The organism is Shewanella sp. SW24 (assembly GCF_025653395.1).
Lineage (GTDB): Bacteria > Pseudomonadota > Gammaproteobacteria > Enterobacterales > Shewanellaceae > Shewanella > Shewanella oncorhynchi.
In genome coordinates, this window is record NZ_JAKKSH010000005.1 from 25,325 (window position 1) to 40,154 (window position 14,830).

Below are 14,830 nucleotides of genomic sequence, written 5' to 3' on the forward strand. Positions count from 1 at the left end.
TGTTGAGCTGACATTCGGCTATTTCATCGTTGGCATCACAAACTCAGCTTGAGTCTGTTTACCCACGGGCCAGCGGGCAGTAATTGCCTTACGCTTGGTATAAAAACGCACGCCATCGGGGCCATGCATATGCAGCGGCCCAAACAATGAACGCTTCCAACCGCCAAAACTGTGGAACGCCATTGGTACTGGGATCGGCACGTTCACTCCAACCATACCGACTTGCACGTGGTGACAGAAATGCCTTGCCGCTTCACCACTTTGGGTGAAAATCGCCGTGCCATTACCAAATTCGTGTCGGTTAATCAGCTCAAGCGCCGTTGGGTAATCTTTCACGCGCACAATCGCCAGCACAGGGCCAAAGATTTCTTCGCGGTAGATGCTCATTTCAGGCGTGACGTGGTCGAACAAACAGGCGCCGAGGAAATAACCCTGTGGATTTTCTTCAACACTCAGTTTACGGCCATCGACCAGCAGCGCTGCGCCTTCTTGAACACCGGCTTCAACATATTGGGTGACCTTGGCAAGGTGCTGTTTGGAGATCAGTGGCCCCATTTCCATCTCTGGCGTCAGGCCGTTGCCGACTTTTAAGGTTTGAATTTGCGGTAGCAGTTTTTCCACTAATGCGTCGCCCACATCGCCTACCGCGAGTACGACTGAAATTGCCATACAACGCTCACCAGCACTGCCGTAAGCGGCACCCATTAAGGCGCTAACGGCTTGATCTAAATCTGCATCTGGCATGAGTAACATATGGTTTTTCGCGCCGCCTAAGGCTTGCACGCGTTTGCCATGTTTAGAGGCTGTACTGTAGATGTATTCAGCAATCGGCGTTGAGCCGACAAAGCTCACCGCTTGCACATCTTTATGGGTGAGTAAGGTATCGACGGCTTCTTTGTCGCCGTTAATCACGTTAAACACGCCATCGGGAAGACCCGCTTCTTTAAGCAGCTCGGCAATCCGCATCACCGAGCTTGGGTCTTTTTCCGAGGGTTTCATAATAAAGGTGTTACCGCAGGCAATCGCGATTGGGAACATCCACATGGGAACCATCACGGGGAAGTTAAAGGGCGCTATGCCTGCGACAACACCTAAAGCTTGATTAACTGACCAAGAATCGACGCCGCCACCGACTTGCTGGGTGTGTTCACCTTTAAGCAAGTGCGGAATACCACAGGCAAATTCGACCACTTCGAGACCACGGATCAACTCGCCCTTAGCATCGTCTATCACTTTGCCGTGCTCACGGGTGATAAGCTGCGCCATTTCATCTAGGTGCTGCTCGACTAAGGCTTTGAATTTAAACAGCACTCGAGCACGGTTGAGCGGCGTGACTTGCGACCAGGTTTCAAAGGCGGTTTTAGCGATTGCGATGGCTTCATCCACTTCAGTTTCGCTTGCGAGTGAGACTTGGCCACGTAGTTCACCCGTGGCGGGTTCAAAAATATCTTGGGTTCTGGTACTGGTAGGGGTGTGCTGACCATTAACAAAGTGAGTGATCTTGAGCATAGTTAACCTTTGAAGTTCCCCGCCGCAGCGGGGTGTTAAATGTGAGAGTGGAACGAACAGCTAGTGCTATTATCCAACGGCGTTAATGGCATCGCTTAGGCTATTAACCATTTGGTCAATCTCGCGTTTATCGACAATCAGTGGTGGTGACATGGCAATAATGTCTCCCGTGGCTCGCACTAAAGTGCCGTGGCGGAAGCAGTGTTCAAACACGCCGTAACCCCGTTTACCCGCGCCTTGAGCGTTAGGGGAGAATTGAATCCCCGCCACTAAGCCTGTGTTGCGGATATCAATCACATTCGGCAACCCTTTGAGGCTGTGCACGGCGTCTTCAAAGTAGCGCTCAAGCTCAAAACTACGTTCGAATAATTGCTCATTCTCATAAATTGATAGGGTGGCAAGTGCCGCAGCCGCGGCCACGGGATGACCTGAATAGGTGTAGCCGTGGAAAAACTCAATCAGTTCATTAGGGCCTTGCATGCAAGTGTCGTGAATAAAATCTTGCACAAACACTGCGCCCATAGGGATGGCGCCGTTATTGATGGCTTTAGCCGTGGTGATTATATCTGGGATAACGCCCCAACGTTGACTCGCAAAAGCGGCGCCAACGCGGCCAAAAGCGGTAATGACTTCGTCAAAAATCAGTAGGATGCCGTGTTTTTTGGTGATTTCACGTAGACGTTTTAAGTAACCTTGTGGCGGCAATATCACCCCTGCTGAACCCGACATAGGTTCAACGATCACGGCGGCAATATTCTCGGCGCCATGCAGGGTCACTAGTTGTTCTAATACTTCGGCTTTTTCAGCGCCAAAGTGTGAGAGTCCACGGGTAAATGCCGCATTTTGGATATCTAAGGTGTGCGGTAAGTGATCGACGCCTTGCAGTAATTGGCCGCTAAATGCCTTGCGATTATTGCTTAACCCACCCACAGAGATGCCGCCAAAGCCGACACCGTGGTAACCCATTTCGCGCCCGATAAAGCGGGTGCGTGAGGCTTGACCATTGGCTCTGTGATAGCAAAGTGCCATCTTAAGCGCAGTATCGACGGACTCAGAACCTGAGTTAGTAAAGAAGACTTTGTTCAATCCCTCAGGACTGAGCTCGACTAACCGCTCGGCAAGTTCAAAGGCAATAGGATGACCCATTTGGAAGGAGGGTGCGTAGTCCATCTCTTTAATTTGTTTGCTGACCGCTTCGCTGATTTCCTTGCGACCATGGCCTGCGTTACAACACCATAAACCGGCGGTGGCATCTAATACCTTATTACCATCAATATCCGTGTAATACATGCCTTCCGCTTTGGTGAGTAACCGCGGACTGGCTTTGAATTGGCGGTTGGCGGTAAAAGGCATCCAGAAATGTTCAAGTGAGGGTGCGCTTGAGGAATTGAGCGGCAAATCGGCCATAGTGTCTACCTTGTCCTGTATTTTCAGGTCTTGTTTTAGGGTGGCTAATATTTGCTATGCTATGTTAGAAATAATGAACATGGAAGAGCCGTGTGCAGTTATTTGTGGCAAAAAAGCTATTTTTGTAAAAAATATTGAATTTTATTGCTTAAACAGCGTAACCTGAAACTCGGATTATGACTGTGATGATGTTTAGCATTTGCGTTAAAGTCGTCACAGACCACTATTTTCTTGTCGATGAACGATAAACCACACCTATACGAATGATTAAGAGGTCATCATGAGCACACCGAAGAAACGCAGCGAATGGGAAAGTCTGGCTGCCAGCCTGTCTATTAATGGTAAGGCGTTTATCAATGGCGAATACCAAGATGCCGTTTCGGGTAACACCTTTGATTGTATTAGTCCTATTGATGGTCGCTTGTTGGTAAAAGTGGCGAGTTGCGATCTTGCAGATGCTAATCTTGCGGTTGCTAATGGCCGCAGCGTATTCGAGTCTGGTGTTTGGTCGCAGCAATCTCCGGTAAAGCGCAAACAAGTGATGATACGTTTCGCCGAGTTACTGGAAGAAAATGCCAATGAACTCGCGCTGTTAGAAACCCTCGACATGGGTAAACCAATTCGTTTCTCCAAAGCGGTGGATGTGGCGGGGGCTGCCCGTGCGATTCGCTGGTCTGGCGAAGCGATTGATAAAATTTACGATGAACTTGCGCCAACGGCTCACAATGAAATTGGCATGATCACCCGTGAGCCTGTGGGGGTTGTGGCCGCGATTGTTCCGTGGAACTTCCCAATGCTGATGGCGTGTTGGAAGCTCGGGCCCGCGCTGGCCACGGGTAATAGTGTAGTGTTAAAACCCTCTGAAAAATCACCCTTAACGGCTATCCGCATGGCGCAACTCGCCATTGAAGCTGGGATCCCACAAGGCGTATTAAACGTGTTGCCAGGATTTGGTCATACCGTAGGTAAAGCCTTAGCATTGCATATGGATGTGGATACGTTGGTGTTCACAGGTTCCACCAAAATTGCTAAACAATTAATGATTTACGCTGGTGAGTCGAACATGAAACGCGTGTGGTTAGAGGCGGGAGGCAAGAGCCCCAATATCGTCTTTAATGACGCGCCAGATCTAAAAGCCGCCGCTGTTGCTGCGGCCGAAGCCATTGCCTTCAACCAAGGTGAAGTTTGCACCGCAGGTTCGCGTTTGCTGGTGGAATCTGGGGTGAAAGATGAGCTTATCGCGCTTATTGCTGAGGAGTTAGCATCATGGCATCCGGGGCATCCACTCGATCCCGCCACTGTGAGCGGCGCCGTTGTGGATAAACAACAGTTAGATACAGTACTCAGTTACATCAAAGCGGGTAAAGACGAAGGTGCAACTTTAGTTCACGGTGGCTGCCAAGTTATGGCCGACACGGGCGGTGTATATGTGCAGCCAACGGTATTTTCTAACGTAAACAACCAAATGAAAATTGCCAGCGAAGAAATCTTTGGCCCTGTGTTATCTGTTATTGAATTTAATGGCATGGAAGAGGCGATATCGATAGCCAACGATACTATTTACGGTTTAGCCGCTGGCGTGTGGACATCGGATATCAGCAAGGCCCATAAAACCGCTAAAGCCCTGCGCTCTGGCATGGTGTGGATCAACCATTATGATGGCGGCGATATGACAGCGCCATTCGGTGGCTATAAACAGTCAGGTAATGGCCGAGATAAATCTCTGCACTCCTTCGACAAATACACAGAATTGAAAGCGACTTGGATCGTGCTATAACCGCTCTTTTTTTGTCTATATAAGAGAAGGAGCCGCTTTCGCTCAATACTAAAACCTCTTTTCATATTACATGGAAAGAGGTTTTTTATTTTTTGTAGCTCAAGGCGTCCCCATTTTTCTAAGCCAGATTTCACTTGTAAAATCTGCATCTGTTACCGTAAATAAAATGTTACCGTCTTGATTCGTAATGTTGTTGCTCATTTATACCCGATAGAATATTGACTTTAAACACTCCCATTAATATCTCAATTTACTTCCATTCTTATCTGCTTCATAAATATCGTAAGTTATCGCTTATAAATTTGTGGCTTTCAAAAATTACCATTAATGAATTTAGTCATAGTGTAGTGGCATAGTGTGAAAAGTGTTGTAAGTTATTTGTGATATTATAGGGTGCTTAGATCATTGAATAAGAAGACAAGTATGAACAACGTAGAAGAGTTTGGGGCAATCGTCAGTAAAGCTCTCGATAGTTACAAATCTGATTTTATGGAACTTGTTAGGGAATATGCGATTTACTGTAAGAATCAAGGTGAGGCATATTGCGATTTTTTTGTCGACATAGCCTCTATGATGAATGGCGCATGGCTTTTAACCGCAGTATGTGAGTTTGAGGATGTTTCAGAATTTAAAGCCTTTAATTGGTATCAATTATTAAATTTTGATATAGACAATATGCCAGAAGATGATTTGTTCTCCCTACAAAATAAGCTATATGAAATCGGTTATATTTGGTTGGTGGAGCAATTAATTTCCTCTAAAAAAGAAATAAAATGTATCGAAATTAGGTTATTTCATAATGGCAGCAATGAATACTAATCTTTGGCATAATTAGCTTCTAACAGAGCTAAACGACATCAGTCACTGGGCTCATTGGATAGACTTTTTTGTGTGTGGTTATGTCATACCGTTGGTAGTATTTACCTCTAGGGCAAGTATGAAGAACTTTATTAGCAAAGATCTAGATATTGAAGAGTTCAAAAAAAGATTCGATAACACCAGAGAAAGTTTTATAAATTCTCTAAAAACAGCAAGTAAAGGTTATCGAAATGTAAGGTTCTTCGCTTGTGATGAAAGTGGAGTCCCCATTAAATGGGTATGGGATGATGAAACGTTCACACATAACTGGGAAGAGGGCACTCTTGAAGACGCTATTCAGTTTGCCCGTCACATGATAAATAGTGGAATGTATTTTATGTTTATGGGTTGTTTGTCTGGTTCCAGTGATCTTGATATTTGGCTGACCACCTTTGAAAACCCCATAAAGAAACCTACATGGCCAAGTGGTAAAGAACCCAAATTTGAGATTATCCATGAAGTGTTAACTCGTTAGGGCTTTGTTTACCGATCTAAATTAGGAAACAAAGCCTCGTTATGACTGCATATTTTATCTCAACGTAAGAGCATTCACCTGTAAATACGTGATTTTAGCGTGCAACTGCTGTAGCCTCGTGGAAATTTATTGTTTCTTATTTTGATCTTTTAGGATGCAGGTCTTGAGCTTTGCCATCTAAGGTTGTTGGTTATTTTCCCCGAGACTTTTGCTGAGCCTTTCGCTCGTCAGCAAAGCGTTCACTCATTAGAGAGGGTGTCATGTGAATGCACTTCAAAACCCAATTAGGCAGTTCAATGTCGTCAAACTAGCTGTGCTGGCATTGTTAAGTTTTTTGGCTGGCTGTTCTTCACTGCAGACGGGTGAGAATGGAAACTGGGTGGGATTCACGGAAGCTGGTCAGGCTTCATTTTATGGGGATAAACATCAGAATAAGCAGACGGCCAGCGGTGAACTTTACCAGCATAAATTAAAGACAGCAGCGCATAAAAAGTTACCCTTTGGCTCGAGTGTTAAGGTCACCAATGTCGATAATGGCAAAAGTGTGATTGTGAAAATCAATGATAGAGGGCCTTTCGTGCGTGGCCGCATTATTGATCTGTCTAAATCGGCGTTCAGTAGTATAGGCAATACTTCTTCTGGCTTGATTGACGTGAAAATAGAAGTCATTAAATAGCGGCTATTTTGAAAACAGTTGTCTCGAAAAGGACTTTTGCGAAAACGGCTATCTCGAACACGGCCATATCGACAGGATCGTTTTGAAAGCGGCATCATTAAAAATGAGCAGTTTGAAAGCACTCTCTTCAAAACACGGCTTCGCTGCAATCTAATGATTGAATGCACTAATAATTGAGCGCATAAAACCGAGTCGGCGCTTTTAAATAAAATCCCAAAGCAGACAATTTGTTAAGCTGATATTTGGGCTTTACGGCATTTGGTGAGAGACTATCGGCAGATTTGGATAACAGTAAAAGGACCCGCTATGGAATACCCACTTGTTAGTACGCAGTGGCTCGAAGCACACCTCACCGATCCCCATTTAGTCTTACTCGATGCCAGTATGGAAACCGTTATTGGTAAAGAACCCCTAGTTTACGATGAGCCTATTTGCATTCCGCGCTCACGTCGATTCGACTTGGAAAATGTGTTTTGCGATAAGACTTCAACCCAAATTCATGCCTTGCCGACGTTTGAGCAGTTCAGCCAAGGGATAGCTCAACTTGGGATTGAGGTCGACAGTGTTATTGTTATCTATGATAACCAAGGCATTTATTCATCTCCACGGGCGTGGTGGACCTTTAAAGTCATGGGCTTTAATCGAGTCTATGTGCTTGATGGTGGCTTGCCTCAATGGATTGAAGAAGACCGCATTACCTCATCGCGTTATCAAGCGAAAGGCGTCGATTATGGCCCGACGGATATCGATACTTTGGCGGATGTGTTGCAATACCACCCTGAGCTTGTGATGGATGCCGAGGCCGTGTTATCACGAATTGAAGATGCCGGAACGGCGATTGTCGATGCCCGTGGTGCGCCACGCTTTTTAGGTCAAGTGAGTGAGCCGCGTCCCGGTGTGCGCTCTGGGCATATTCCTTGCTCGGTTAATTTACCCTTCGCTCAAGTACTCGATGGTAATAAAATCAAAACGGTCAGTGAGCTACAGTCTATTTATCAAGGGCTAGCAGCGGATAAATCCGCACGGATATTCAGCTGTGGTTCCGGGATTACGGCGTGTATTTTGATCTTAGCTTCGGTCGCCGCGGGGCATAAAAATCCCATCCTCTATGACGGTTCATGGGCGGATTGGGGCAGCCGTAACGATCTGCCGATAGAGTGTTAATTGAGTATCACCATTGAAATTAGTGCTGTAGATTAATTAAGTTAGCGTGGTTTTTGTTGAACATCATGTGACTTCTACGTCGTTTGGCTAAATGCCAAGGAGAAACCTTTGATAGCGAGATTGATCGATAAGTTGGTATTTGGATTTATTTTAGTGATTGCCTTACAGTTACCACAACTGGCTGATCATTATCAGCAATTTTTATCAGGCCTTTATGAATCGACTCGATGGCAGGTAGAAGGTTACGAGGCAACGGCTAAGGAATATCATTACGCCGATGTTGATGCCATGATTGCCCGCCACCAGCAAAATGAGGAGCCAAGTGTGCGTGCCGACGCGGAGCAAAAGGTACAGACACTGGCGCTTTATAAAGCGTTAACACAGGGCGTGGCGATCTTTAATACGGGCAATTTGTTTGAGAAAACTGCCTATATGTTTAACCCTGTTCGCTTTGATTATCTTGAGAAAACCATCAGCAACTTTAAGCCAGGGATACCTTTAACTTCTAGTGGTATTGGCTTTGGTGTGTTGGTGGCTTTAGTCGTGCATTATCTTGGATCTATCCCTTTTATCCTGTGGGCAAGGCGTAACAAGCGAATTAAAACAAGTCCTTAAATCTGTGATACAGCATGCCTGCAGCGAGCATAGGTGAGCGGAATGTTGGGCCGCCGGGGAAAGTGATGTGTTTGATTTTAGCAAACACATCGAAATGTCCCGCCTGTTGGCAAATGGCCTCGGCAAGCAGTTTTGCCGCCATGTGAGTGGCATTCACACCATGTCCCGCATAGGCTTGGGCGTAAAAAATATTATTGGCATCAGGAAGGCGACCAATTTGTGGCATACGGTTAGCACCGATACCTATCATGCCGCCCCATTCATAATCGATACGTACCCCTTTTAATTGCGGGAAAACTTTCTCAAGATTCGGTCTCAGTGCCGCTTCAATGTCTTTCGGATCTTTACCCGAATAGGTACAAAGGCCGCCAAACAGCAAACGACGATCTGCCGATAAGTGAAAGTAATCTAGGGCAATTCGCATATCCGCGAAGGCCATGTTTTGCGGGATAATACTCGCGCATTGGGCCTCAGTTAAGGGCTCTGTCGCCAATAAATAACTGCCTGCAGGTAATACTTTCCCCCCTACAAAGCTATTAAGTTTGTGGCCGATATAGGCATTGCCCGCCAGCACTACGTATTGGCATGTGACTTCGCCCTTAGCGGTAATGACCTTAGGTTTGGCGCCTTGAATGATTTTTTCAGCAGCGCTGTACTCAAACAACCTAGCGCCGAGATTACGGGCGACGCGTGCCTCACCCAGAGCAAGATTCAGCGGGTGTAAATGGCCGCTGCCCATATCTACCAGCGCACCTTGATAAAAATCTGAGCCTATGACTTCACCTAATTGTGGCTTAGTTAACAGCTTGATTTCTTGCTGATAACCCATGGCCTTGAGTGCGCTAAATTCTTCTTCAAGCTCATCCATGTGACGAGGTTTTACCGCTAAGTCGCAATAACCCATTTGCAGATCACAGTCGATACTGTGTTCTTGTATGCGATTTCGCACAATTTCGACGGCTTCAAAGCCCATCTGTTGAATTGCTTGAACACCTTCAGTGCCGATTTCACTTTGAAATTGCGAAGGGTCATGGCCTATGCCGCGAATGAGTTCGCCGCCATTACGCCCCGATGCGCCCCAGCCAATTCGCCTCGCTTCTAACAGCACAACACTCATACCGCGCAGTGCGAGTTCTATGGCGGTATTGATACCGCTAAAGCCGCCGCCCACGATACAGACATCGGCATTGATATTGCCTTCTAGTTGTGGGTGCGCATAAATTTCTTTAGCAGTATCAACATAATAAGAGTGTGGATACTGTTCGCTGTGCACTGGAGGTTTGCTTGCCATTATGGCTCCCAAAAATTGTTTTTATTGTAAATTGGACTTGTCTCAGTATACTCATCACACTTTTAACCATGACGCAAAAAAGTGTTCGTTTTATTTAACACGCTTTTTATGTAGAATACAATGAAAGCAGTAAAACACGCGCTTTTTGGGCGAAAATGCGTTCTGGATGGTGTTTATCCTGAACAACCTGTTCGTCATCTATCGGGATTGACCCGAGCCTTTAGGGGGATGTGAAATTTGGATATTGGAGCCAGCCTCAAAACTGTTAGAAAAATGAAAGGCTTATCTCAACGAGAATTAGCCAAACGTGCTGGTGTGACTAACAGTACGATTTCAATGATCGAGAAAAACAGTGTTAGCCCGTCAGTCAGCTCTTTAAAAAAAGTGCTGTCGGGTATCCCGATGTCTTTAGTGGACTTTTTCTCCATTGAAGCCTCAACGGATAGTGAGCAAAAGGTCGTCTATCGATCCAATGAATTACTGAATATCGGTACTGGACCACTTGAATTTAAACTGATTGGCCGTGATTACCCGAACCGCGCAATGTCAGTGATGAATGAGATTTACCCACCCGGTTCAGATACGGGTGAAGAGATGCTAAAGCACGAAGGTGAAGAGGCCGCTATGGTGATAGAAGGTAAATTCGAACTCACTGTTGGGGATGAAGTGTATATTTTGGAAGCGGGTGACAGTTATTATTTTAACAGTGAATTGCCCCATAGATTCCGCAATCCCTTCGATGAACCTTGTCGCCTAGTGAGTGCGACTACGCCTGCAAACTTCTAATTAAGTCATTAACTTACCCTATTATTCAACATATTAGGCCACTTATTAGCTAAAAGTGAGTGGCGTAATACTGTTATTCAACATTCCTGCGTATTTACCTACTTTCTAACCCTGTCATATTGGTTATGTATCCTCTTCTTTGTGTAAATAATATTGGTTCAAATTTGGTTCGAATACGGTTTAATTTACCCTGTAAAAAGTGAGCTTTATGCTGGTGTAACCGCTGGTTTATATACATGAATTAGCGAGAAATGGGGTAAATATACATTTAACTACATGTTATTTATGCTTATTAAGAATAAGTGGATTAAATAACCTTTAACAAGTGTTTAACCTCTTGCCTAGTGCTAAATTTCGGTGTACTGTGTGAAAAAATGAACATTTAAAGGCAAAGTGTTCGTTATGCTAGTAAAATCAATTCTAAAGGTGAGATATGTCAGCCGATTTACCCCTCATAGGTGTTATTGCATGCAATCAACAATTGGGATCACACCCCTTTAATATTGTTGGTGAAAAATACCTTTTAGGCGTAGTTAATGGCGCGAAAGGCTGGCCGTTAGTGATCCCATCTTTAGGTGGCGATTTACCGATAGACGCTATTTTAGATCGTCTTGACGGTATTTTGTTTACTGGCTCTCCTTCTAATGTAGAACCCCATCTTTATGCAGGCCAGCCGAGTGAGCTTGGTACACACCATGATCCTAAACGTGACGCGACAACTTTGCCGCTGATCCACGCTGCTATTGCTGCTGGGGTACCTGTATTAGGTATTTGTCGCGGTTTTCAAGAAATGAATGTGGCTTTTGGTGGCAGTTTGCATCAGAAGCTCCATGAGGTGGGTGGCTTTATTGAACATCGAGAAGATAAAACCACATCCTTAGATGTGCAGTATGGGGCTTCTCACAGTATTACTGTTGAGCCCGGGGGGCTTATTTACGAGGCCTGGGGCCGTAACTCTGCAGAGATTAACTCTGTACATACTCAAGGCGTGGAGCGCCTGGGTGTTGGGTTGCGGCCAGAAGCTTATGCTCCAGATGGGTTAGTGGAGGCTTTCTCCGTAATTGGTACTAAAGAATTTGCCCTCGGTGTGCAATGGCATCCAGAGTGGAAGGTGAGCGAGAATCCGTTTTACCTCTCCATTTTCAATGCTTTCGGTGATGCATGCCGACGTAGGGCTACAACTCGAGTGAAATAATAATGAATAAGCTAATCGCTTTTTTAAAAGAACGAAAAATCACAGAAGTCGAATGTGTTATCAGTGACATGACTGGCATCGCCCGCGGCAAGATTGCTCCAGTCGATAAGTTTCTCGATGAAAAAGGCATGCGTTTGCCCGAAAGTGTGTTGTTGCAAACTGTGACCGGTGATTTTGTCGACGAAGAGATTTATTACAGTTTGCTCGATCCCGCCGACATCGATTTTGTTTGTGTACCCGATGAAAATGCCGTTTTTATGTTGCCTTGGACCATCGAAGCCACGGCACAGGTTATCCACGATTGCTACGACAGAATGGGTAATCCTATTGAGCTTTCACCACGTAACGTATTGAAAAAAGTCTTGTCTCTCTATGACGAACAGGGCTGGGAACCTGTTATCGCTCCCGAAATGGAGTTCTATTTGACTCGTCGTAGTGACGACCACGATTTACCCCTAAAGCCTCCAATTGGTCGTTCAGGCCGCCCCGAAGCGGGTCGCCAGTCATTCTCTATTGATGCTGCCAACGAATACGATCCTATGTTTGAAGACATGTACGATTGGTGTGAGCTTCAAGGTTTAGATATCGATACTTTAATCCATGAAGATGGTCCCGCACAGATGGAGATTAACTTCAGCCATGGCAACGCATTATCTTTAGCTGATCAAGTGTTTATCTTTAAACGCACTTTACGGGAAGCCGCGCTGAAGCACGATGTGTGTGCCACTTTTATGGCAAAACCCGTGACGGATGAACCTGGCAGTGCGATGCATATTCATCAAAGCGTGATCAATAAAGAGACGGGCAAGAATATTTTCACCAATGAAGATGGGACTAAGAGCAAGCTATTCTTGGGATATATTGCAGGCCTACAAAAATTCATTCCTGAGTTGCTGCCACTGATGGCGCCAAATGCGAACTCGTTTCGTCGTTTCCTCCCCGGCACTTCGGCACCTGTAAACTTAGAATGGGGCGATGAAAACCGTACCTGTGGTTTACGCATTCCAGAATCTTCACCACAAAACCGTCGCATTGAAAACCGCATTCCCGGCGCCGATGCTAACTGTTATTTGGCGATTGCCGCGAGCTTGTTGTGTGGCTATATCGGCATGGTTGAGTCGCTAAAACCTTCGACTCCTGTGCAAGGTAAAGCCAATGAAAGTCGTAGCAATAATACCCATTGTTTACCACTGACATTAGAGGAAGCATTAGCGGCGATGGAAGAAAGTGATGCCTGTAAGCAATATTTAGGCGAATCCTTCACCACTGGATTTGTGGCGGTAAAACAGGCTGAACTTGAAAACTTCCGCCGTGTTGTCAGCTCATGGGAACGTGAATTCCTATTACTCACTGTGTAATGTTTTGGATTGATTGCACTGACCGTGTTGCCGCGTTAACCCAAGGAATAAGGGGTTAACGTTGGCCATAATGATACTGATGTGTGCACTGTTTTAGCGAGGTTGCACTTAACTGGTGCAACTCGCTTGTTAAATAATATGATGGTTTTTAATGGCTTGTCCGTTAAAGTGATTATTCAATTCCATTGCTTGTCTGCAAGGGAAGTAAAATAGGCTTAACAATTTTAGGTTGTTCGCTTGCTAGCGTTACTAACTAATTGTTAGTCATATTTAAAATGTGTTTATCTAAGTGTTTTTTTGCGATTGCTTAGGGACTTGAGGCATTTGCCTTAATGTTGCAAAATGTACAAGCAGTGTCATATCTAGTCTATTTTTTTGAGTGTTAATGCAATACCGATGCCTCGAAAATTTGGCACGAAACCTGATACTTAACAAATTGCAGCAAGATATAAAGTAGGCATGGTTATCATGCCGTAGAGACTGCCGATGCGGTTTTTAAGGTGTAGCATTGGTCGAAAATAACAACAATATCCGGGCAGCCCGGTGACACAATGTCAGAATTTGCTTAAGCAGTTCTGCTACCCGAGAAAGGAGAAAGCATGAAGCTATTTAATAAGATGACCACATTAGCGCTGGTGACTGCGAGCGTATTTGCGAGCGCAGTGGCCCAAGCGGAAGAAGTGGTTCGCGTGTATAACTGGTCAGATTATATCGCGGAAGATACCTTAGAAAACTTCAAGAAAGAAACGAGCATTAGGGTAATTTACGATGTATTTGATAGTAATGAAGTGCTTGAGGCTAAATTACTGTCTGGTCGTAGTGGCTACGATATCGTTGTACCTTCTAACCACTTTCTCGCTAAGCAAATCAAAGCGGGTGCTTTCAAACCTTTAGACCGCGCTAAGTTACCTAATTTTAAAAATTTAAATCCAGCCCTGATGAAGTTGCTTGAAAAAGCCGATCCGGGTAACCAATATGCCGTGCCTTATTTATGGGGAACCAATGGCATTGGTTACAACATAGATAAAGTGAAAGCCGCTGTGGGGGAAGATGCGCCATTTAACTCAATGGAACTGATCTTCAATCCTAAATACGCTGAAAAAATTTCTAAGTGTGGCTTTGCTATGTTGGACTCTGCCGACGACATGGTGCCACAGGCGATGATTTATTTAGGCTTAGATCCTAACAGCACTAAGGCTGAAGATTATGAAAAAGCGGGTGAGTTACTGGAAAAAATTCGTCCTTATGTGACGTATTTCCATTCTTCACGTTATATTTCTGACTTAGCAAACGGTGACATTTGTGTCGCTTACGGTTTCTCCGGTGACGTATTCCAGGCGAAGGCCCGTGCTGAAGAAGCAAAAAATGGCAATAAGATCGGCTACTCCATTCCAAAAGAAGGTGCCAATCTGTGGTTCGATATGTTAGCTATCCCAGCTGATTCAACGAACGTCGATAATGCACTCACGCTGATTAACTATTTTCTGCGTCCAGAAGTCATAGCGCCTATCTCTAACTATGTGGCCTATGCTAACCCCAACGATCCCGCTCAACCTCTGGTTGATGAGGCTATCCGTACCGATCCTGCGATCTATCCGCCACAAGAAGTGTTAGACAAACTTTATATTGGTGAAATTCGTCCTTTGAAAATTCAGCGCGTATTAACCCGTGTTTGGACCAAAGTGAAATCAGGACAATAGTCGATAGGGGGCAAGCCTA

Annotated in this window: 13 protein-coding genes; 10 read left to right on the forward strand and 3 right to left on the reverse strand. The window is 45.2% G+C overall.

What is annotated here, in order from left to right; all coding sequences use genetic code 11:
* Positions 1-18: 18 nt before the first annotated feature.
* Both L5M17_RS06005 and L5M17_RS06010 read right to left on the reverse strand, forming a co-directional pair.
* A complete protein-coding gene (locus L5M17_RS06005; RefSeq protein WP_263145981.1) occupies positions 19-1,509 on the reverse strand; it encodes a CoA-acylating methylmalonate-semialdehyde dehydrogenase in 1,491 nt (496 codons plus the stop codon).
* 69 nt (positions 1,510-1,578) lie between these two features.
* Positions 1,579-2,916 (reverse strand): aspartate aminotransferase family protein, encoded by a 1,338-nt coding sequence (locus L5M17_RS06010; RefSeq protein WP_263145982.1) that lies wholly within the window; start codon positions 2,914-2,916, stop codon positions 1,579-1,581.
* 280 nt (positions 2,917-3,196) lie between these two features.
* Here L5M17_RS06010 and L5M17_RS06015 point away from each other — a divergent pair, with 280 nt between their 5' ends.
* From L5M17_RS06015 to L5M17_RS06040, 6 genes are all read left to right on the forward strand, one after another.
* On the forward strand, positions 3,197-4,693 hold the full coding sequence (locus L5M17_RS06015) for an aldehyde dehydrogenase (RefSeq protein WP_028760892.1): 1,497 nt from the start codon (positions 3,197-3,199) through the stop codon (positions 4,691-4,693).
* Positions 4,694-5,116: 423 nt separating this feature from the next.
* A complete protein-coding gene (locus L5M17_RS06020) occupies positions 5,117-5,512 on the forward strand; it encodes a hypothetical protein (RefSeq protein WP_263145986.1) in 396 nt (131 codons plus the stop codon).
* Between the two features lie 118 nt (positions 5,513-5,630).
* On the forward strand, positions 5,631-6,026 hold the full coding sequence (locus L5M17_RS06025) for a hypothetical protein (RefSeq protein ID WP_263145988.1): 396 nt from the start codon (positions 5,631-5,633) through the stop codon (positions 6,024-6,026).
* A 262-nt stretch (positions 6,027-6,288) separates the two neighbouring features.
* Positions 6,289-6,702, forward strand: a complete 414-nt coding sequence (locus L5M17_RS06030) for a septal ring lytic transglycosylase RlpA family protein (protein ID WP_263145991.1) — start codon at positions 6,289-6,291, stop codon at positions 6,700-6,702.
* 306 nt (positions 6,703-7,008) lie between these two features.
* Positions 7,009-7,866: a sulfurtransferase gene (locus L5M17_RS06035; protein ID WP_263145993.1), complete on the forward strand. Its 858-nt coding sequence runs from the start codon at positions 7,009-7,011 to the stop codon at positions 7,864-7,866.
* A 108-nt stretch (positions 7,867-7,974) separates the two neighbouring features.
* Positions 7,975-8,481: a DUF2937 family protein gene (locus tag L5M17_RS06040; protein WP_263145995.1), complete on the forward strand. Its 507-nt coding sequence runs from the start codon at positions 7,975-7,977 to the stop codon at positions 8,479-8,481.
* Here L5M17_RS06040 and L5M17_RS06045 read toward each other — a convergent pair.
* Positions 8,465-9,772 carry an NAD(P)/FAD-dependent oxidoreductase gene (locus tag L5M17_RS06045; protein ID WP_263145997.1) on the reverse strand — a complete coding sequence of 436 codons (1,308 nt, stop codon included), beginning with the start codon at positions 9,770-9,772 and terminating at the stop codon, positions 8,465-8,467. The two genes, L5M17_RS06040 and L5M17_RS06045, sit on opposite strands and share 17 nt — an antisense overlap.
* Before the next feature lie 237 nt (positions 9,773-10,009).
* Here L5M17_RS06045 and L5M17_RS06050 point away from each other — a divergent pair, with 237 nt between their 5' ends.
* The 4 genes from L5M17_RS06050 (at position 10,010) to L5M17_RS06065 (ending at position 14,811) form a co-directional block, all read left to right on the forward strand.
* A complete protein-coding gene (locus L5M17_RS06050; RefSeq protein ID WP_028760885.1) occupies positions 10,010-10,558 on the forward strand; it encodes a cupin domain-containing protein in 549 nt (182 codons plus the stop codon).
* Between the two features lie 433 nt (positions 10,559-10,991).
* The gene (locus tag L5M17_RS06055) at positions 10,992-11,753 is read left to right on the forward strand and encodes a gamma-glutamyl-gamma-aminobutyrate hydrolase family protein (protein ID WP_219252965.1); all 762 of its coding nucleotides are present in this window, start codon (positions 10,992-10,994) and stop codon (positions 11,751-11,753) included.
* A 2-nt stretch (positions 11,754-11,755) separates the two neighbouring features.
* Positions 11,756-13,111 (forward strand): glutamine synthetase family protein, encoded by a 1,356-nt coding sequence (locus L5M17_RS06060; protein WP_105249908.1) that lies wholly within the window; start codon positions 11,756-11,758, stop codon positions 13,109-13,111.
* 599 nt (positions 13,112-13,710) lie between these two features.
* Positions 13,711-14,811 (forward strand): polyamine ABC transporter substrate-binding protein, encoded by a 1,101-nt coding sequence (locus L5M17_RS06065; protein ID WP_028760882.1) that lies wholly within the window; start codon positions 13,711-13,713, stop codon positions 14,809-14,811.
* Positions 14,812-14,830 lie beyond the last annotated feature (19 nt).